Raw genomic sequence first — 20,345 nt, 5'->3', positions numbered from 1 at the left:
CGGCGCCCCGGCGAGGTGCGCCGACCGCGGAAAAGCAGCCGAGGCAGGGTGTGTCGTGAAAAGGTGGATTGTCACCCGCATGGAGGGGGAATGTGCGTAACCTGGGGGTGCGATCACCGATACGAGGCTGGGGGCGTAGTGGCTGATTCGGTGCGGATACCGTCTGCCGTGGCGCGGACGGGCGGTGGCTTGTGAATGACGGCAGACCGCGGCTGGTCTTCGTCCACGGCATCGGTCCGGCGCAGGCTCCGGCAGAGCAACTGGCCGCCTGGCGCGAGGCGCTGGCCCGCGGGGCGGACGCCGCGGGGCACGGCGCGAGCGCGGCTGCTCTGCAGGCCGGGGGGACCTTCGACCTGGCGTTCGCCTCCTACGCGGACCTGTGGCAGCGCCCGGGAGCCCAGGGCGGAGCCACCGCCGACGACCACCTCACCGAGGCCGACGCGGAAATCGTGCTCGCGCTGATCGACGAGCTGACCGCGGACCGGCTGCCCGACGCCCAGGACCCGCAGGAGCGCGAGCTGCTGGCGGAGGTGCGGGCACTGCTGCACCCGGACGGCACCCCGCAGGCCGTCGGCAGCGTCCTGCGCCACTCGCTGAACGTGCTGACGACGCTGCTCGAATGGCGTCGCCTGCGCCGCCCCGCCCAATGGGCCGGTGCCGCGGTCATGCGCGGCCACCTGGCGCAGGTGTCCCGCTACCTGCGGCGGGCGGAAGCCGCGCAGCCGGGGCAGCCCACCATCGACGCCCGGGTCAGGAACCGGGTCGGCGCCGCGCTGGGCACCGGCCCCGTCGTCGTGGTGGCCCACTCGCTCGGCTCGGTCGTGGCGCTGGAGACCCTGGCCGGCCACCCGGGGCCGGTGAAGCTGTTCGTGACGATCGGCTCGCCGATCGGGATGCGCGGCATCGTCTGGCCGCGGATCGTGCCCCAGCCGCCGCGCACCCCGCCGACCGTGGAGCGCTGGCTGAACTTCTGGGACCGCGACGACCTGATCGTCAGCCGGCACCAGCTGACCGAAGTGCGGCCCAACGCCCAAGGTGTCGTGCCGGTCTCCCGGCGGATCGACTCCGACGGCGCGGTGGTCCACTCCGCCGTCAAATACCTCGCAGAACCCGCCGTGGCCGGGCCCGTCATGGAGGCCCTGGCAGCCAGGGCCGCCGACCGCAGCGCATGACCACCGCGCCCGAGGGGCCGGCCCGCCATCTGCTCGTGCTGGCCACCCAGTGCCGCTCGCAGTACCGGCTCGACGCCCTGCCCCAGGCGGCGGCCGAGCTGCGCGACGCCCTGCTCGACCCGGCCCGCGGCGGGTGCGTACCTGCGCTGCCCGACGGCCGGGCGCTGCTCGGCGGCGCCGAGGGCGACGACGAGGTCGACTACGAGACCGCGCGCCTCGCGCTCGGCACCGCCATGGAGCGCGCCGGGCAGGCCGGGGCCACCCTCGTCCTGGCCCTGCTCGGGCACGGCTTCACGCCCGGGGACGTCTCGAAGCTCTACTTCATGACCGCCGACTCGACCGAGCGCCGCGACAACGCGCTCAACGTCCAGGACCTGCTGGCCGGCGCGGTGGAGTCCACCGGCACCGGCGGGGTGGTCGCGCTCCTCGACACCTGCAACGCGGCCTCGGGGGTGCTCTCCGTCGAGGACCTGGTGGCCGGTCCGCGGCGCGGCCGGGGCGGGCTGTCCGTGCTGACCGCCACCGGCGCCCACCAGCCCGCGTACGACATGCGGTTCAGCCGCGAACTCGCCCGGCTGCTGACCGACGGGCAGTCCGGCGGCCCGCGCGAACTGCACGCGGAGCAGCTGGTCGTGGGCCTGCGCCCGCGGCTGCCCGGCCAGCTCCCGGTGGCGTGGGGATACGGCGGCGCCCGGCCCGAGCGGCTGTGGATCGCCCACAACGTCCGGCCGGCCCTCGGCGCGTACGCCCAGGGCCTGACCCCCGCCGCCGCGGGGCGCGCGGGCCGGTCGCCGAGCGATGTCGCCCGGGGGCCGGTGTCGTTCCCGCCGGACGGGTCCTACCGGGGGCTCCGGCTGAAGTATCTGCAGTGGGCCGGGCACGCCTGGAGCTACATCGACCTCGGCGGCCTGGGCGTGGACGCCGGAGCCGCCGACCAGCAGGAGGCCGAGCGGCTGCGGCGGCTGGACCTGGGCACGATGTACGTCTCGCTCCAGGCCGACCCCCGCAGCCTGGCCGACCGCCGCCGCACCGAGCTGCTGCGCCGGCTCAATGAGCAGGAGTCCCGCCGCAGCTGGGGTCTGCCCCGGCCGCGCAGGGACGTCCGCCCCAGCGGGGTGCTCGCGTCGGCCGAGGCCGATCCGCAGGGCGCGATCGCGCTGGAGGAGGCCTTCGCGCGCCACAAGATCCTGGTGGTGCTCGGGCCGCCGGGCAGCGGGAAGTCGGTGCTGTGCCAGTGGCTGGCCCGTACGATCGCCGACGAGTCGCTGGAGATCCTGCGCCGGCCCCGGGACGTCCCGCCGCCCGGCCGGGTGCGGCTGCCGCTGCGGATCAGGGCCGCGGACTACGCCCGTTACTACGACGAGGAGTTCACCCGGGGCGAACCGCCGGGCAGCCTCGCGGAATTCCTCGCCGCCACCGCGGACCAGTCGCTGATCGACCGGCTGACGGCCACGCGTTACGTCGCCCAGCGGATGTTCGAGCGCGCACTGGCCGAGGGGGAGGCGGTGATCCTCATCGACGGCCTGGACGAGCTGGTCGAGCACCGCGAGGACGTGCTCGCCGTGCTGACCGAGACCGTACGCGCGCACGCCGCCGCCGGCCGGGCCGCCGCCCAGGTGGTGATCACCAGCCGTACCGCCGGCTACGACGAGGTCTACCTCCCGCTCGACGACGCCGCGCACTACCTGATCAGGCCCATGACGGGCAAGCAGATCACCGTCTACTGCGAGAGCTTCTTCGACCACCTCCAACAGCCGCAGCTGGCCGCCCTGATGCTCCACCAGCTCGCGATGAGCGACCGCGCGGTGCAGGTGCTGGCGGCCACCCCGATCCTGCTGACCTCGATGTGCATGTACATGTACGTGCACGGCAATCTGCCGGCCGACCAGGCCCAGCTGTACCGCGAACTCGTGCTGGACACCGGCTACCGCTGGCGGGCGATCGCCGACAGCACGCGCGGCTCCGCGCTCGAAGGGCTGCTGGCCACCCCGGCGGAATTCCTCGCCGTGATGGCGAAGATCGCCCGCCGCGTCCACGAGCGCCACCCCGACGGCAGGATCGGCGAGAACGCGCTGCTGGAGGCGCTGGAGGAGGCGCTGTTCGGCCTCGGCCGGCTGACCAGGGAGAGCCGCACCAGCGAGGCGCTGTCGCTCATCGACCTGATCCGCGGCAAGGTCGGCATCCTGGCCGAGGAGTCGCCCGGCCGCTTCGGCTTCATCCACCAGACCTTCCGGGAGTATCTGGTCGGCCACGACCTGCTGGACGCCGCCATGGCAGGCGGCGGCCGGGACGAGCCGCCCGCGGCCGTCGCCGCGCGGCTGGCCGGGCACATCCGCGAGAACGAGCGGCTCGCGGACCACCGCTGGCGGGTGCCCGTCCTGCTGGCGATCGACTCGTGCACCCCGCAGGTCAAGGCCGCGGTGATCGCGCAGGCGGCGGAAGGGGACGCGTGGGAGCTGGAGGAGTGGGCCGACCTGCTGCTGCCCGCCGACCAGGAGGGCACGGCCGCGGTGCGGGAGGCCGACGAGATCCGGGCGCTGCTCACGCTCTTCGCCCGCTTCTGGATCCTCGCCCCGGCCGAGGCCGAGGTGCTGGACGAGTACGACCACCGGCTCGCGGTGCTGCGCGGCCGGGCCGGCCGCGGGCTCTTCGACACGGTGGCGCTGTCACTGATGGAGCAGGACGACGCGCTGGTCGGACCGCTGTCCGCGCTGTACGAGCGGCGCCAGTGGCTGACCCGCGAGGTGCTGACCGTCTTCGCCCGGCTGACCCGGGCGGACGCCGGGGAGTGGGGCTGGCCCGTGCACCGGGCGCTGCGGCGCGCCGCGGCCGGCACCCCGGCGCGCTCGGTGGAGATCCTGGCGCGCTTCGAGACCCCGCAGGACGACGACCTGAGCGCGGGGGCGGTGTTCGCCCGGCGGCTGGCAGAACTCGGGCCCGTGCCCTGGCAGCGGCAGCGGCTGCGGGTCTCGGAGGAGACCGCGCAGGAGGTGCCGTCCGGGCTGCTCCCGGTCCGCGACCTGCTGACGGCCCGCCCCGACCGGTTCGGCCTGTGCCTGGCCGACGACGGCGCGGCGCGCGTGCTGTGCGTACTGTTCGGCGGCCTCGACCACCACGACACGCTGACCTGGTCGGCCGAATACGACGACTTCGCGCGGCTGCTGAATCTGCCCAACTCGGCGCGGGAGTCGGCGATCGAGCGGCGGGCGGCCGAACTCGTGCCCAGGTTCGGCACGACCGACGTGGTGTACAGCATCGCCGTGATGCTCGACACCGTCGGCACCAAGGTCAGCACCCGCGGCAAACCCCCCGCCCAGATCGAGGTCCGCTGGCTGAGCCGGCGCTGCGACCCCGCGCTGACCTCCGCGATCCGCGGCTGGGTGCTCGCCACACCGGGCGACCCCGCCGCCCTTCGCCGCGTCCTGGAGAGCACGGCCGGCGCCGGCCCCGCACCCGTACCGGAGGTGTCGGCCACCGCGCGGACCGAGGCGGAACTGGGCCTGCTGGTCCTCGACGGCCGGCCGATGACCGACGGCGCCGACAGTCTGCGGGCGGTGGAAGGGGCCCTTGAGGCGACCGCCGACGCCTTCCTGCGCGAGGCGCACCATCTCGTCAGAGCCGTGTGGGACGGCGACGTCCCGGAGCGCGAACGCCCCGCGCTGCACCGGTTCCTGCTGCACGCGGCCTTCCTCGCGGCGGGCCGCCCGGTCGACCTCGCCACCGGCGCCGGGCTCGGCTCGCAGACGGCCTCGGTCCTGCACGCCGACGCTCTGGCCTGCCGGGCGCTGGGCGGTGCCTGGTACGAGCACGAGGACACCGATCTGAACGGGCTGCGGGGCGACCGGCTGCTCTGCGCGCTCGGCTGGTTCACCACGCTGCCGTACTTCCAGGTACGCCGGGAGGGCAATCTGCTGGAGCAGCCGGGCGCGCCCGCGCTGTGGCTGACCCCGACGGCGGCAACCGGCGGTGAACTCGGCACGCCCATCGAGGCGTTGGGCGACGTGGTGGGCTGGTTCGCCCGCACCGCCCCCTGGCTCGGCCAGGTCCTGGTCACCGAGATCCTCACTTCGCCCCGGCGGCCCGGGCGCGCGGCCCCTGCGCCGGCCCCGGCGGACCTCCCGGCCCGCTGCCGGGCGCTGCTGCTGGACTCGGACGCACAGCCGGACGCCGACGTCCTCGCCCAGCTGTGCGAACCACAGGCGGAGTTGCCCGGTACGGACAGCTGCGCGCGGGCGCTGCTGCTGATCGCGCTGGCCGACCGGCTGCCGGCGGACCGGCGGCCCGCCCACCACCGGGCCGCCCTGGCGCTGCTGGCCACCGCGCGGGACGAGGCGCGGCTCGCCGAGGCGCTGTACCGCTGCCGCGACCACCTGTGCGACGACGCCGAAGTCCGCGCCGGATTCGACCGGTTGGTGGCCGGCCTGGACAGTCCGGTGCTGCGGGCTGACGCCGCCGGGGACCTCGTCGGCTGCGCGCAGGCGCTGGCCCGCCGGCTGGCGGACGGCCTGTCGGGGCAGCCGCAGCGGGTGGCGCTGCTCGCCGTGCCGCGCCTGCTGGCGGAGCGGGAGCGGCTGAGCCGCGGCAGCCGCCGTTACCCGGACGCGGTCCTGCCGGCGCCGCCCGGCAGAGCCGGCGGCCACCGGATGGACTGGCGCGGCGCGAACGGGCCGGTCCACGGCTGGAGCCGACCGCTGGACCGGCAGTTGCTCGACCGGCTCGCGGCGCTCGTCGGCGGCCCGGACGGCGAGGAGGCCGCGGCCTATCAGCTGTCCCTGGTCACCTCGGTGGACGCCGATGTCGTCCCGGGCCTGAACGAGCTTCTCGCGCGGCCCTCGGCCGCCGGGGAACGCTGGGCGGACACGGTGCGGGACCTGCTGGCCCTCCATGCCGCGCTGCCGCTGGAAGGACCGCCCGACCTCCTGGCGCTCGCCGACCTCATCTTGCGCGCGGACGCCGGTGTGGTGGCCCGCGCGCGGCTGGAACTCCTCGGCGCGTACACCTACGGGGGCCGGGCCACCCGGCACCACCTGCTGTCGCAGCGCGGGGTGGACACCTGGTGGCGGCTGGCCCGGGCCGCGGTCGTGGAACCGGACATGATGCGCCGGGGGCTGCTGCTGACCGCGCTCTACCAGTGGGACGTGGACGACGCGGAGGCCGTCAGGGAGGCCCTGCGGCGGGCGGCGGCCGAGGAGGGCGGCTGGAACGCCTGGGCGCACATGCTGTCCGGCGGTTCGATCTGGCAGCCCGGGCCGCAGGCGGTCCTCGTCGAATGGCTCGACTCCGGGCAGCCGCTGCCGCTGCCCGCGCTGCGCGCCGTGGTGGAGACGGCGGCCTGCCAGATCAGCTCGGGTTCGACGGTCGCGGTCGCCGACGAGCTGGTCGAGGCCGTCGCGCGGGCCTGCGTCCGGGACCGCCTGCCCGAGCTGACGCTGTCCGGCCTGCCCGGCGGGACGTACCGGTTCGGCGCTGCCAAGCCCGTGGTGGAGGCGTGCCATGCCGCGCTGGAGAGCACCGCGGCCGGCTCCGAGGACCTGGTGCAGGTGGCCCGCGGCCTGCTGCGCGACAGCGCCGTCCCGCTGTGCACCGCGCAGGACGGCCCCGACCGCGAGACGCTCTCCCGCTACAGCGACCTCATCTGGCGCCTGACGTACGCCCGCGCCGAGGCGACCGCGGAGTGGATCCCCGAGGAGCTGGACACCCCCCGGGCGATCGCGCTGCTGTGGCGCTGGCTGCGGACGATGGCGGCGGAGGACCGGCTGGGCGACGCCCGCCCGATCGACGAGGCGGTGACCAGCGCCCTGCTGAATCTGCTGGTGGTGCTCAGCGACGACGACCCCACGGCCTTCCAGCTGCACCTGTCCCCTGAGGAGGCGCAGCCCGTCCTGAGCGTGGCCGCGGTGAACAAGGCCGACGAGAGCATGGTGTCGGCGCTGCTGCTGATGTCGCGGCTGCGGTACGTCCATCTCGACCCGCCCGGCGGCGGGCCCGGCCTCATCGAGGTGCTCGAGGTCTCGATGCGCGGGTCGAGCCGGCTGTGCGAGGCCGCTTTCGTCTTCGTGCAGCACGTCCAGCGGGTACAGGGCGGGTCGCTGGTCAACGCGCTGCTCGACCGGCTCGGCGGCTGCCGCAACGAACTCGTGGCGCACGGCCTCACCGGCCTCGCGGCGGCCTGCTACCGCTCGCCCGGCTGCACCTCCGCGGAGAGCCTGCGGATCCGCCGCATCCTGCGGGCGCTGGGCGGCACTCCGCGCCGCCTCGTCCAGGTCGCGGGCAACGGCAACGCGCAGGACGACCCGGTCGCCCTGGCACTCGGCCCCGACCGGCGCACCGAATTCCGCCGCCTGCTGCGGAGCGCCCCGGCCGGCGACGACCTCGGCCGCTACCTCGACTTCGGCGACACGGCCTCGCCCGGCGCGTAGGTCCCCGGCCCGCGGCTCGGTGCGGCGGGCTCATGCCGGGCAGCAGGTCCCGCGGCTCGGTGCGGCGGGCTCACGCCGGGCAGCAGATTGCGTACGAGGGTGTCGGCGAAGCCGGGGTCGAGCGGCCGGGCGGGCAGCAGCAGCCGGTGGTAGCAGGCGCCCCAGAGCTGGTCGACGACGCTCTCCAGGTCCACGTCGGCCCGCAGCTGGCCGGCGTCCTTCGCGGTACGCAGCCGGGCCACCGCCAGGGCGCGGCGGGGGAGGGTGTAGCGCTCGGCGAGGGCTGCGGCGAGGTCGGGGTCGGACTGGGCGGCGCCGACGAGTTCGGCGACGACGGGACCGTGCTCGCGGGAGGTGAGGAAGCCGATGAAGGCCCGCAGCTGGTGGACCAGGTCGCGGGCGAGGTCGCCGGTGTCCTCGAAGGCGAGGGTCTGCTCGGTCGCGGCGAAGTAGGCGTCGAAGGCCAGTGCTCCCGGCGAGGGCCACCATTTGTAGAGGGTCATCTTGCTGGCCCCGGCCCGGGTGGCGACCTTCTCGAAGGTGATGTCGCGCAGGCCGTTCTCCAGCAGCATCGCGCCGGCCGCCGCGAGGACGGCCGCGCGGACCTCGGCGGCCGGGCGGCGGCCCCGGCCGGGGCGCGGGGTGGCGGGCTCTGCGGTCATCGCGGCCTTCCGTCGTCGGCGGTGCGCCGCGGGCGGGCGGTGCTTGCGCTATATGGACGACCAGTCTACATTTATTGATGTGGACGAATCGTCCACATAGCGCTTCGCGAGGAGGCACGCCATGACAACCACCCCCACGGCCGCGGCGAGCGGCCAGGCCACCCGGGTCGCCCTGGTCACCGGCGGATCCGGTGGCATCGGCCGCGCCGTGGCCGACCGGCTGGCCGCCGACGGGGACGCGGTCGTCCTGCTCTACAGCGGCGGCAAGGAGCGCGCCGACGAGGCGCTCGCGGCCATCACCGCCCGCGGCGGCCGGGCGGTCGCGGTGCGGGCCGACATCGCCGACGAGACGCAGACGGCCGCCGCCTTCGACCGCGCCGAGCAGGAGTTCGGCGGCGTCGACGTCGTCGTCAACACCGCGGGCGTCATGGTGCTCGCACCGGTCGCCGAGCTGGACCTGGCGGATCTGGACCGGATGCACCGGGTCAACATCCGCGGCACCTTCGTCGTCTCGCAGCTCGCCGCGCGCCGGCTGCGGTCCGGCGGCGCGCTGATCAACTTCTCCACCTCGGTGACCCGCTTGCAGCAGCCCGGCTACGCCGCGTACGCCGCGTCCAAGGGCGCGGTCGAGGCGATGACGCTGATCCTGGCCCGCGAACTGCGCGGCCGCGACATCACGGTGAACACCGTCGCGCCGGGACCGACCGCCACCCCGCTCTTCCTGGACGGCAAGCCGCAGGACGTCGTCGACCACATCGCGGGCCTCAACCCCATGCAGCGCCTGGGCACCCCGCAGGACATCGCCGAGTCGGTCGCCTTCCTGGCCGGGCCGTCCGGCCGATGGACCAACGGCCAGACGCTGTACGTCAACGGCGGCGCGGCCTGAGCGGCGGACGGCGTACGGGCGCGCGTCAGACCGGACGGGGCCTGACCGGCGGACGGGCACGGCCGGGGCCGGACGCGTCAGGCCGGGGTCCGCTCCCTGAGCCGGCTCAGCAACTGGTCGCCGATCCGGGCGACTTCCGACCGGTACGGAGTGTCGGACAGCACGAAGTGGGTGATGCCGAGCTTGCCGTACGCGCGCAGCGCCTCGGCCACGTCGTCGGGCGAGCCGACCAGCCAGGTGGTGCCCGCGCCGCCGCCGCCGAACTTCCCCGGCGTGGTGTAGAGGCACGCGTCCAGCACCTCGCCGCGCTCGGCGAGGTCGTGCAGCCGCTGCTGGCCGACCGCCCGGCGCCACTGGCGGGTGATCTCGGAGCCGGCGCGCTCCGCCATCGAGGCCACCTTCGCCTCGGCGTCCCGCCAGGCCTCCTCGGTCGTGTCCCGCACGAGCGTGGTGATCCGCAGCCCGAACTCCAGCGGCGCGTGCGCCCGGCCCAGCGACGCGCTCAGCGCCCTGAGCCGGTCGATCCGCTCGGCCACACCGTCGAGCGGCTCGCCCCAGAAGAGCTGCACGTCGGCCTCGGTCGCCGAGACCTGCTCGGCCGCCGCCGACGCGCCGCCGAAGTAGAGCCGCGGGGTGCGGCCGTGCTCGGCGCCGTACGGCCGCGGGCTCACCGTCGAGCCCTCGACGCCGAAGAACTCGCCCCGGAAGGTGACGTCGTCCTCGGTCCACAGCCGGCGCACCAGTTGGAGGAATTCCTTCGTGCGGTCGTAGCGCCGGGCCGGATCGACCTCGCCGTCGCCGTAGGCCGCCGCATCGTCCAGGCCGCTGACGATGTTGACCAGCAGCCGCCCCTCGCTGAGCCGGTCGAGCGTGGCCGCGGAGCTGGCGAAGTGCGCAGGCTGCCAGTAGCCGGGCCGGATCGCCACCAGCGGCTTGAAGGTGGTGGTCCGCGCGGCCAGCGCGGTCGCCACGGTGAAGGTGTCGGGCCGCCCCCACCCTGTCCCGAGCAGCGCCCCGCCCCAGCCGTGGTCCTCGGCGGCCCGGGCCAGCTCGGTGGAGAACTCGAGCGTCCCCCACCCGGTGCTCGTGGTGTCACCGCGATGGCCCGGCTCGACGGTGTTGGGGATGTACCAGAGAAATTCTCGGCTCATGCCAGGACTCCGATGGGCTGCGGAACAGGGCGACACCGGTCGCCCTGGCGATGTGGCGGAAAGGCTTTCCGCCACAGGGATTCGGCACCGTCAACACGCGGCGCGGAAGAGTGGACGCGTCAGCGTCGTAGGAGCGGGACGGGCAGCCGCCGGCCGCGGCCTGTTTCTACGGCTCGGAGGGCACTAGGGACACAGCGCGCTGGCCGACCGCAGAAGGTCGACGTGGAGGCGGGAAACCAGCCTCGTCCCTGTGTTCACAAGGGGAAAGGTAATCGACACCACGGCCGCTGGCAATGCGCGGCAGGCGCCGCCCCGGGCGCGGAAGGCCTCGCCGCCGGGCGTCGCACCGGCGGATTGCGGCCTCGCGCACCGGGCCGGGGCGGCTTCGGCGCCGCGTTCTCACAGGCCCGTCACGGAACTGGCGGCGGTGATGTCGTAGACGAGTTCGATCTCGCGGTGGTCGCCGGGAGCCAGGCGCAGCGCATAGCGCGCGATGCCCTCGGCGTCCAGGGAATCGGGCTGCGGCCGGCAGTCGGCGGTGCGCACTTCGACCTCGACGGCGGAGACCTCGGAGACCGGGACCCGCTCGCGCACGGTGATCTCGTGCTCGGGCGCACCGGGCCGCGAGTCGAGCCGGGAGACGAACAGCCGCACCCGGCGGGTCAGCACGGTGCGCTGGTTGATCGCCGCCAGGCCCGTGGTGTCGCGGGTCTCCTCGGTGTGGCGGACCACCCGGAAGGTGTCCTCGCTGCCGAAGGCCACCTCGAACTCCTCGCCCGCGCCCGCGAATTCGAGCCGGCCGCGCCCCACGAAGCCGCTGCCGCGCACCAGGTCCACCGGTCCCGCCAGCAGCACATGGCCCGAGGTGTTGGTGAGCCGGGCCGTGGCCACCACCAGCGGGGACAGCTCGGGCGCGCAGGTGTTCTCGACCGTGCAGGGCGCCGTGAAGGACGTCACGTGCACCCGGTGCGGGCGGTGGTCGGAGGGCACGCTGACCGGGTGCGGTGCCGCCAGTACGCGGACGTCGCCGCCGTCGTGCAGCCCGGGAAGGCCGGCAGGGGCGGCCGGGGACGCACCGCCGACCGTACGGATCTCCTCCTCGCGCAGATTCACCTCGACCGTGCGCCGCTCCTCCACCGAACGCTCCCGCAGCGTCAGCACGTCGTCGGCCAGCACCGGCGGGCTCGCCGCCAGGGTGGGGCGGGCGGTGGACAGCGTCAGCCGTACCGCGGACCAGTCCTCGCCGGTCTCCTGCCACACGAAGGCGTCGGTCTCCATCCGCACCGAGCGCCGGTCGGCGGCCAGCGTCGCCCGGTAGGCGGGCCGCCACAGCGCGCACGGCACCAGGCCGGTCACCCGCAGCTCCGCCGAACCGTCCCGCTCGGCCTCGACCACCAGGTCCAGATACGCGGTCAGTTGCTGCGGCTCGGTCTCCACCGCCGCCAACGCCTCGCGGGCCTCGCGCAGTTCCTCGTCCAGGTCGTGCAGCCGGCGGCGCAGCTTGTGCAGTTCGCCGATCCGCGGCTCGGCCTCCTGCTCGACCCGGTCGAGCCGGTCGGCCCAGCGCTCCGGGTCGGCGTCGCCGCCGCCCGCGCCCTGCACGATGTCGCGGTGCAGATCGGTCCTGGCCTGCCCGACCACCGCCAGCGCGCTCTCCACCCGCTGCCGCAGCAGCTTGGCGTCGGCCATCTCCTGCTCCAGTCCGTGCACTTCGCGGCGCAGCCCGGAGGCGTCCTGGCCGGGTTCGCCGGGCGGGGCGGGGGTGTACGTACGGACGACGCGCGCGTCGACCACCCGGGCGCCGGCCCCGGCCGCGAAGTCGGCACGCAGCGAGCGGTCGGCGGTCAGCGGGGTGACCGGGCCGATGCGCATCCGGCCGACGCCGGCGGTGAGAGCGACACTGCCGGCCCGTTCGACCTGGGCGCGGTCCTCCATGCAGGTGACCGCCGTGATCGGCAGCGCGGTCAGCCCGGGCAGGCCGCCGAGGCCGTCCGCCGCGCCCGAGCCCGCGGACCCGTCGGCGCCGGGAGCGGCCTCGGCGTCGGCCTCGGGGAAGTGAAAGGTGTCGTCCACGGTCAGTTCCTCCTGTTGCCGCCGACGACGGCCTTGCCCGCGGGCACCCGTATCTCGTAACCCCCGTTGAGGGTCGCGGTGCTGCCCGGCTCCAGCGCCACCCGCCAACTGCGGACCCCGCGCACGTAGTCGTCCTCCTGGCCGTCGAGCGGCCGGTCGGGCGAGGTCCACGGCGGACGCGCCTTGTGCTCCTCGATCCGCACGTCCTTGTCCGCCGACACCGGTACGCGCTCGCGCACCTGGACGACGACCGGGTACGGGAGCCGGTTGGCGACGTCGATCTCCACGGTGTGGTCCAGCACCGTCGTGCCGCCGCGCATCCCGGCCGCCGACTCGCGCATGTGCGCCCGCCGCGCGACCCGTACGCTCTCCGCGACGCCCACGCCGACCGCCTGCCGCTGCCCGGGGGCGAGGGTCGGCAGCGGGGCGGTGAGCACGAAGTCGCCGTCCACCATGACGTCCACGGGTCCGGCGAGCAGCGCGTGCGCCGAGGTGTTGGTGACCAGGACGGTGCCGAACACCGCCGGGTCGACGGCCGGGACGCACACGTACTCGAACTCGGTGCTCACCGGCACCTCGCTCACCGGCACCGTGTGCCAGCGGCCGTCCGCCGCGACGTCCACCGGGGCCGCGGTGTCGAAGCGGTAGTCGAAGGACCCCGCCGACACCCGTACGTCCACGGCGTGCGCGGGACGCGGCAGCGCGGCCACCGCGTCGGCCCGCCTGCGGTATTCGGCGGCGACCGGGTGCGCGCCCGCGGTCGCGGGCCGCAGGGTGCCGCGGCCTTCCGGCGCGTCGGGTCCCGCGAGGGTCAGCCGGGCGTAGTCCAGCAGATCGGCGCCGGGCGCCGGGGGAGCGGTCGGCGCCGCGCCTGCCGGGCCGCCGAAGGCGCGGCCGAATTCGGCCGCGCCGTCCGGGGCCGCGCTGCCGGGTCCGGCCGCCTTCAGGGCGGCGTGCGGCACCGCCCGGCCGCGCGGCCGGTAGGACGCGGCGGGCTGGGCGGCGGCCGGAGCAGGGGGGACGGCCAGGTCGGAGGCGGCCCCGTACGCGGCGCCGCCGGCCGGCGGGGCGGGCGCGGGCGGCGTGATCGCCGCGGGCGGCAGGAGGGGGCGGCCGGGGGACCTGGGCGTGACGGCGGCGTCGTAAGCGGCGAAGAGGTCGGCGAGCCCGGCCGGCGGCTCGCGCCAGCTCAGCCCGGTCGGCTCCTCCTGGCGGCGGCCGATCCGCAGCGAGCGCAGCTCGGGCAGGTCGGCCCGGCGCAGCAGGTCGGCGGTGGACAGCCCGAGCCGCACCCCGGCCCAGTCCTCGCCGGTGCGCTGGGCGACACAGGCCCGCAGCACCAGCGTCCCGGCGCCGCTGCGGCCGTCGAGCCGCAGCTGGTAGACCGGCGACCAGGTGGCGCCGGGGACGTGGTATTCCAACTCCAGCTCGACGGGCGCCTCTTCGCGGTGGCCGGCGGGCTCTGCGCCGGGGGTGGTGCCCGGGCCGTCCGCCGCGGGACCGCCGTCCGGCGTGGGTACGCCGTCCGGTCCCGGGGGGGGGGGGGGGGGGGGGGGGGGGGGGGGGGGGGGGGGGGGGGGCGGGGGGNACGGCCGTGGGGGGTGGGTACGCGGTCGGGGCGGGGGGCGCCGGCGCGGGCGCCGGTGCCGTCCGGGCCGGCCGCCGCGGGCGGCCGGTCGGTCGCCAGGGTCACGATCGCGGTGGCCGAGGGAGCCGCCCGGCCGGTGTCGACCGCGCTGGACGCCTCGGCGAGCCGGTGCCGCAGGACGTCCGACTCGTGGTCGGCCTGCGCGAGTTCGTCCTCGACGGTGCGCAACCGCCGGTGCAGAGTGGCGAGCCGGGAGTCGACGAAACCGGCGAGGGCGAGGATCGACTCGACCGGCGCCCAGCGGGGCGGGTCGCCCCGGCGCGGGGCCGGCGGCTCGGCGCGCAGGTCGGCGACCTCCGCGATCTCGGCGGCCAGCCGCTCCATGCGGTCGCGCAGCCGCGACTGCCGGTCCTCGGCGTCCTCCAGGTCGAGCCGCAGCCGGGGGAGTTCGTCGCCGCGCCGCAGCGTCGCGCCGAACTCGACCCGGATGTCGGTGACCCGCAGTCCGGCCGGCCCGGACACGATCCGGCCGCGCAGCGAGTCCTCGTACAGCGCCGGCGGCAGCCCGGTGACGCGTACGGCGGCCGTTCCGTCGCCGGATGGCGGGTCGAGCCGGGCCAGCCGGGTGCAGACCGCACCCGAGGAGTGCACCACGACGGATGTCACCGCGGACGGTGCCACCGGCCCCTCGGCAGCCGATTCTCGCGGGCTCGCGTGCACGGTCTCTCCCCTTCCGGCCGGTCTGCCACCGGGTCCGGCCCCCGGCCGTGATGTCGTCCGTACCCTAGCCGACCGCCGGTGGGGCCGCGGGCCGACGGCTTCGCCGGTCAGCCCACCGGCGGGGCCTGGCCGGGCCATTTCAGCGCCCTCACCTGAGGGGTGCCCTGCGGGGTGAGCCGGATGATCGGCATGGGCTTGCTGACCGGATTGCTCCCGGTGCGGCTGGTCTGGTAGTTGGCGGTGAACTGGATCGGGCCGCTCGCGCCCAGCACCTTGTGGGCGCCCTGGAGCGCGCCCAACTCGTTGACGACCGCGTCCGGTTGCGGCTGCTGCTGTTCGGTGAGCCGGATCGCCGAGATCGCGGTGAGCGTGGCGTCGTAGGCCATCATCGCGTTGCCGTCGCCGAGGTAGCCGCCGGGGAAGAGCTGCTGGAAGGCGGTGTTGAAGGTCCGGAAGCCCTGGGCGCCCTGCGCCTCGGCCGCGGCGTGGCCCTGGTCGTGCGCGGCGGCGGCGCTCCACTCGTCGGGATGGGCCACGGCGGCGTAGTCGACGGTGACATGGCCGCCGAGGCCGGCGCGCAACTGCGAACTGTCCGGCAGGTTGGAGACGTCGTCGCCGCTGACGATGCGGATCTGCTTGTCCAGGCAGGTGTTGGAGAAGGCGTGCACCAGCACCCCGAGGTCCTGTCCGCGGCCGGCGAAGAGCACCACGGCGGGCTGCGCGGCACAGATGTTGACGGTCATCTGGCTGATCCGGGTGGCGACTTCGGTCTGGTGCCGCCTGCGCTCCTCGGCCGACTGCCCGTCCCGGTCGCGCTCGGTGGTGTCGTACGGCTCCACGCCGACGATCCGGTGGCCCGGTATGGCCGAGAACTTCTTGAAGCCGCTGACCAGCGTGACGTCGTAGCTGTCGCCCGCGTTGCCGTCCTCGACCAGTACCGCCCGCCGGTAGTCGGACTCGACGTAGGACAGCGCCGCGGCCATGTTCTCCACATTGCTGGGCGAGGCGCGGACGAAGCCCTTGATGTTGTCGTAGTTGTCGGAGGTCAGGGTCGCGCCGAAGGCGGGGATGTTGTGCGCGGCCAGCGAGCGGATCGCGCCCTCGGTGCCCGCCAGGCTCACACCGAAGCCGGTGACCGCGGCGATGTGCCGGCCGTGGTCGTCCTCGATGGCCGAGACGGCGGTCTGCCACCCGTTGGCCTGGTAGCCGTCGCTGCCGATCAGCAGCTGGATGTACGGGGTGATGCCCTCGACGTTGTCGCGGTTCGCGTAGCGCTGGGCCGTGAAGGCGCCCTCGATCTGCTCGACGGCGTTCGGCATCGACAGGATGCTGCCCTTGTCGGCCGAGATCGGCAGCATCAGGACCACGCTGACGTAGTTCCCCGCGTGGTCCTTGACGACCTGCCGGTTCTCCTTGCGTACCGCGGCCTCGGCGTCCCGCAGCGAGGGGTGGAAGACGTACGAGCCGTCGGTGAAGCCGACGCACTCGCCGTTCGAGCCGTGGTGGGTGACCGTGCTCGCGCCTTCGCGCAGGCACGGCTTGTGCAGCAGGTCGTGCACGGGCACGTAGACCGCGTAGCCGGCCGCGCCGAGGGCCAGCACGCACACCGCGGCGAGGACCCTCCTCGCGACGACCGGAAGATGCCCGACATACGAGCGTACGGAGCTGATGAGGCGGGGCACGTCAATCCTTCTCTCCTGCGGGGCCGGACTTCCTCCTCGCTCCCTTCGCGGACGGCCTGCGCCCCTGCGTCCGCCATCGGGCAGGCGGCATGCCGGCGGGCCACCGCGGGAGCTCGCTCGTCAGCCCTCCCAGGTGTTCTCGATGCGGCGGTACTTCCCCGCCTGCCGGTACAGCAGTTCGTTGTCCTCGGTGATCTCCGCCAGGTGCTCGTACTCCTTGGCGATGGTGTGCGCGAGCTGGTGGGCCGGGTCGAAGCACCGGTCGGCGTGCAGCCAACGGGCCACCGTCAGGCGGGTGATGGCGCGCCGCCGGTTGCGGGCCTCGGCCGGGCCGGCGAGCGAGGTGACGAAGGTCCGCGGATCGAGCGTCGTCCGCAGCCGGTTGGGCGCCGCCGCGACCTGGTCGAGCACCCGGAGCCAGTCCTGCGAGGACGCGCCGCGCTCGTACTCCTCGTCCAGGTAGCCGACCACCGTGGTCAGCGGCTCGCGCCGGCCCGGCTCCACCTGCGCCAGCGTGTGATGGTGGCGCAGCGGCGCGTCGGCGCGGCTCGAATAGTGCGCCGCGTAGCCCATGTGTACCGCCCGCCAGGTCTCGGGCGTCCGGGCCAGCCAGCGCCGCAGCAGCAGCGCGACCAGCGGGTGCAGCCGCAGCGCGTCGCCGTCCTGCGTCTCGTCCAGCCACATCGAGGCGGTCAGCCGCAGCTGCGCGGAGTCGGCGTCGGCGCCGCTCCACCCCAGGTAGTGCAGCGCCGCGTTGCAGGCGCCCCGGCGCAGCCCGGGCGTGGCGGCCAGCGCCGCCATCGCGTTGAGCGTCGTATTGCTCTCGGGCGCGACCGTGCCGTCGGGCGCCGCGGTGAGGTGGTCGGCGAGCGCCCGCTTGAGCAGGTGGTCCTCGACCGTGTCGTTCCGGCCCGGTGGCGGCCAGTGCTCGGGCAGCGCCTGGTCCGCGGAGAGCCGCTCGGCCAGCAGCAGCCGGGGGTCGAAGGGGACCGGCGGTTCGGCGGGCGGGCGCCGCGGGTCGCGCGGCGGTGTGCGGCCGAAGCGGGCCAGCAGATACGCCAGCCGGTCGGTGGACTCCGGATGGCCGCCGGTCAGTTCGTGGAGGAGGTCGGCGTCGCGGTTGTGCCGCCCGAGCACGCTGCTGGCGCACAGGGCGAGCACCTGCTCGCCGTTGAGGTCGGCCAGCGCCACCGGATACCACCACACCGGGTGCCCGTCGCCGCCCGGCGCCAGCGGATGCCTTACGCCGAACCGGAACCGCTCGTCGGTCGGTTCGAGGAGCCGCGCCGCCTCGGGGCGTACCCGGCCGCGCTGCACGGCCACCACCACGGCGGGGTCGGGGTGTTCGCGGTCGGCGGCGGCCTCCCGGCGGCACTCGGCGAGCAGTTCGAGGAAGAGGTCGGCGGTCCTGCCGCCCGCGTTGTCCAGCAGCAGCAGGCAGTTGCGCGGGCGCTGCAGGTGCCGCCAGGAGTCGTTGAAGTCCGCGCGCAGGTCCGCCAGCAGTGCCGCGCACAGCGTCCGCGCCACCACCCGCGGGGTTCCGGTCGGGGCGCCCTGCCCGTGATAGTGCCGGTACAGCTCCCACAGCGACTCGTACTCCCGCCCGCCGTCGCCGCGATCCGCCAGCCAGCGCAGGGCCCTGGTGTTGCGGTGCCTGCCCACCGCGGAGTGCAGCGCGCCCAGCAGCCCGGTCAGTACGTCCAGCAGGCCGCGCTGCTCGGGGCTGAGCAGCGGCGCGGCCCTGGCGCTCCAGGTGGTCAGCGCCGACTGCATCTCGGCGTCCTGCGCGTTGGCGCGCAGGTACGCCTCGAAGGCGGCGCGTCCCCCGCCGGTGTCGATGTAGCTCAGCGCCTTGAGCAGCATCCCGGTCCGCGCGAAGTCGATCGGCCTGATCCCGCCGATGTGCCGGTCGAGCCCGCGCACCGCCGCCAGCACGATGTCCTCGACGCCCTGTGCCGACCGCAGATCGAGCCGCGCGCTCAGGCAGTGCGGGGCGAACCGCGCCCACATCTCGTCGAGCAGCACCGAGCCGCCGGACCCGCGAGGCCCGGCGAGCAGCACGATGGGCAGGGGCTGATCCGGCACCCCGCGGCGCACCAGCGAGGCCCTGACGTATTCCACGACCCTTTCCCGGCCGTGCAGCCTGACCTTGACGTCCGTCATCTGACCGCGTCCCCTGCCGTTCCGGACCGTCATCCGGCCCGCGCCCCCTGCTACCGCTTCGGACGGCGGATCGTATTCCCCTCTCCCCGGGACCGGTCCCGGCCCGCGCCCCCCGCGGCACGTGCCTCCCGCGGCGGCTTCGCACGTGCGGTACGGAGTGCCCGGTCACACGGTCCGCCGCGTGTGTCTTGTCAGGTGCATTGACAACTACAGCCACACGCAGTTCTCTTCTGGTGAGATCTGTCGCTTTCAGGGTTCCCCCCTCCAATGACAACGTTGTCTGCTGCGAGAAAACGACGAAGCATCAACATTGTCAATCACACCCGGAAGGTAGCCATGCGTCTGTACCCCCTACGCGCCACACTGACCGCGCTGCTGGCGGCCACCACGGCGACGGCCACGGTCGCGCTGCTCGGTGCGACCGCAGTCCAGGCCGCGCCCGCGTCCCCCAGCGCGGCGGCCGTCATCTGCAACAGCTACTGCGACGCCCGTGACCCCGGCCTGAGCCCCCAGGACCGCGCGCCGGTCACCGCGAGCGTCTTCTCGCGCACCATCACCCTGCACTTCGACGACACCGACGCCATGGGCTGGGCGTCCATCGACAACGGCAACGCGGGCGACGAGGTGTGGATCGACCGCTCCTTCGACGGCGGAAGGACCTGGGCCTCGGGGAGCAAGCTCGGCGACACCACGACCCCGGCGGGCCAGCGCGGCTGGCGCACCCAGATGTACAACGTGGACGACTGGGGCGCCCAGGGCGTCGGCGCGCTGCGGGCCTGCGGCAAGGCGGGCGACCGGGCCGACATCGCGTGTACGCAGTGGGCGCGTACGACCTGGAACGCCGGCAACCGGCGCACCGCGGCGGCCACCGCCCTCATGATGTCGTTCGACCGCTCCACCAAGCTCTTCGGCGGCAACGGCTGGTGGACCGGCGCCAACGCGCTCACCGCCGTCATCGACAACATCCGGGTGACCGGGATGGGCAGTTACACGTACGCCATCGCCGACACCTACAACAAGAACCTCAACGCCCAGCAGGGCAACTTCACCAACGAGTACCTGGACGACACCGGTTGGTGGGGGCTCGCCTGGGTCGACGCCTACGACCTGACCGGCGACAGCCGCTATCTGGCGACCGCCCGCGCCGACGCCGACCACATGTACGCGTACTGGAACGGCACGTGCGGCGGCGGGGTGTGGTGGAACCAGGACAGCGCGTACAAGAACGCCATCACCAATGAGCTGTTCCTCCAGCTCACCGCGGCCCTGCACAACCGCATCGCGGGCGACACCGCCTACCTCGGCCGGGCGCGGGCCGAGTGGAACTGGTTCAAGGGCAGCGGGATGATCAACGGCGACCACATGATCAACGACGGGCTGACGTCGGCCTGCGCCAACAACGGCCAGACCACCTGGACGTACAACCAGGGTGTGGTGCTCGGCGGGCTCGCCGAGCTGTACCGGGCCACCGGTGACGCCGGGCTGCTGACCACCGCCCGCGGTCTCGCCGACGCCTCGACCGTACGGCTGGCGTCCGGCGGGGTGCTGCGCGAGCCCGGCGAGGGCGACTCCTGCACCGGCGACGGCCCCACCTTCAAGGGCGCCTACGTCCGCGGCCTGGGCAAGCTCAACGGCCAGCTGACCGACCACCCCTACAGCGGGGTGCTGTCCAACTGGGCCGCCTCGGCCTACGCGCACGACCGCAACGCGCTCGACCAGTACGGGCCGCACTGGGCCGGCGGCAGCGGCACCAGCGACTACGGCTGCCAGCAGAGCGTCCTGGACCTGCTCAACGCGGCCGGCTGACCCGGCCCGCCCTCCCCCCACAC

Annotated in this window: 11 protein-coding genes and 1 pseudogene; 4 read left to right on the top strand and 8 right to left on the bottom strand. The window is 74.7% G+C overall.

The features are described from left to right. Positions 1–191: 191 nt before the first annotated feature. Both V7E46_RS18825 and V7E46_RS18820 read left to right on the top strand, forming a co-directional pair. Positions 192–1,172 (top strand): alpha/beta fold hydrolase, encoded by a 981-nt coding sequence (locus V7E46_RS18825; RefSeq protein ID WP_333769503.1) that lies wholly within the window; start codon positions 192–194, stop codon positions 1,170–1,172. Beyond that, positions 1,169–7,591, top strand: a complete 6,423-nt coding sequence (locus V7E46_RS18820; protein ID WP_333769502.1) for an NACHT domain-containing protein — start codon at positions 1,169–1,171, stop codon at positions 7,589–7,591. Before V7E46_RS18825 ends, V7E46_RS18820 begins: the two co-directional genes overlap by 4 nt. On the opposite strand, the gene V7E46_RS18815 is transcribed toward V7E46_RS18820, so the two are convergent. Continuing rightward, positions 7,552–8,253: a TetR-like C-terminal domain-containing protein gene (locus V7E46_RS18815; RefSeq protein ID WP_333769501.1), complete on the bottom strand. Its 702-nt coding sequence runs from the start codon at positions 8,251–8,253 to the stop codon at positions 7,552–7,554. The two genes, V7E46_RS18820 and V7E46_RS18815, sit on opposite strands and share 40 nt — an antisense overlap. A gap of 121 nt (positions 8,254–8,374) precedes the next feature. Here V7E46_RS18815 and V7E46_RS18810 point away from each other — a divergent pair, with 121 nt between their 5' ends. Next, the gene (locus tag V7E46_RS18810) at positions 8,375–9,139 is read left to right on the top strand and encodes an SDR family oxidoreductase (protein WP_333769500.1); all 765 of its coding nucleotides are present in this window, start codon (positions 8,375–8,377) and stop codon (positions 9,137–9,139) included. 77 nt (positions 9,140–9,216) lie between these two features. On the opposite strand, the gene V7E46_RS18805 is transcribed toward V7E46_RS18810, so the two are convergent. From V7E46_RS18805 to V7E46_RS18775, 7 genes and pseudogenes are all read right to left on the bottom strand, one after another. Further along, on the bottom strand, positions 9,217–10,290 hold the full coding sequence (locus V7E46_RS18805; protein WP_333769499.1) for an LLM class flavin-dependent oxidoreductase: 1,074 nt from the start codon (positions 10,288–10,290) through the stop codon (positions 9,217–9,219). A gap of 183 nt (positions 10,291–10,473) precedes the next feature. Next, a complete protein-coding gene (locus V7E46_RS18800) occupies positions 10,474–10,548 on the bottom strand; it encodes a putative leader peptide (protein ID WP_333769509.1) in 75 nt (24 codons plus the stop codon). Between the two features lie 141 nt (positions 10,549–10,689). Further along, positions 10,690–12,363, bottom strand: coding sequence for a mucoidy inhibitor MuiA family protein (locus V7E46_RS18795; protein ID WP_333769498.1), 1,674 nt, complete (start codon positions 12,361–12,363; stop codon positions 10,690–10,692). A gap of 2 nt (positions 12,364–12,365) precedes the next feature. Continuing rightward, positions 12,366–13,784, bottom strand: coding sequence for a DUF4139 domain-containing protein (locus V7E46_RS18790; RefSeq protein ID WP_333769497.1), 1,419 nt, complete (start codon positions 13,782–13,784; stop codon positions 12,366–12,368). A 536-nt stretch (positions 13,785–14,320) separates the two neighbouring features. Further along, a pseudogene (locus tag V7E46_RS18785) lies at positions 14,321–14,809 on the bottom strand (DUF4140 domain-containing protein); the annotation flags it as partial. Further along, complete coding sequence (locus V7E46_RS18780; RefSeq protein WP_333769496.1) at positions 14,779–16,353, bottom strand: ABC transporter substrate-binding protein; 1,575 nt, start codon at positions 16,351–16,353, stop codon at positions 14,779–14,781. The gene V7E46_RS18780 and the pseudogene V7E46_RS18785, both read right to left, overlap by 31 nt. A 120-nt stretch (positions 16,354–16,473) precedes the next feature. Continuing rightward, positions 16,474–18,516 (bottom strand): ATP-binding protein, encoded by a 2,043-nt coding sequence (locus tag V7E46_RS18775; RefSeq protein WP_333769495.1) that lies wholly within the window; start codon positions 18,514–18,516, stop codon positions 16,474–16,476. 336 nt (positions 18,517–18,852) lie between these two features. On the opposite strand from V7E46_RS18775, the gene V7E46_RS18770 reads away from it, so the two are divergent. Continuing rightward, positions 18,853–20,322, top strand: a complete 1,470-nt coding sequence (locus V7E46_RS18770) for a glycoside hydrolase family 76 protein (protein ID WP_333769494.1) — start codon at positions 18,853–18,855, stop codon at positions 20,320–20,322. Positions 20,323–20,345 lie beyond the last annotated feature (23 nt).

The sequence above is a fragment of the Streptomyces sp. IBSBF 2435 genome (assembly GCF_036815005.1).
Classification (GTDB): Bacteria; Actinomycetota; Actinomycetes; order Streptomycetales; family Streptomycetaceae; genus Actinacidiphila.
This window is presented reverse-complemented; position numbering and strand designations above follow the sequence as displayed.

Coding starts and splice junctions, on each gene's coding strand:
- V7E46_RS18810 (WP_333769500.1), top strand. CDS start 8,375: ATGACAACCACCCCCACGGCCGCGGCGAGCGGCCAGGCCACCCGGGTC.
- V7E46_RS18820 (WP_333769502.1), top strand. CDS start 1,169: ATGACCACCGCGCCCGAGGGGCCGGCCCGCCATCTGCTCGTGCTGGCC.
- V7E46_RS18770 (WP_333769494.1), top strand. CDS start 18,853: ATGCGTCTGTACCCCCTACGCGCCACACTGACCGCGCTGCTGGCGGCC.
- V7E46_RS18775 (WP_333769495.1), bottom strand. CDS start 18,516: ATGACGGACGTCAAGGTCAGGCTGCACGGCCGGGAAAGGGTCGTGGAA.
- V7E46_RS18815 (WP_333769501.1), bottom strand. CDS start 8,253: ATGACCGCAGAGCCCGCCACCCCGCGCCCCGGCCGGGGCCGCCGCCCG.
- V7E46_RS18805 (WP_333769499.1), bottom strand. CDS start 10,290: ATGAGCCGAGAATTTCTCTGGTACATCCCCAACACCGTCGAGCCGGGC.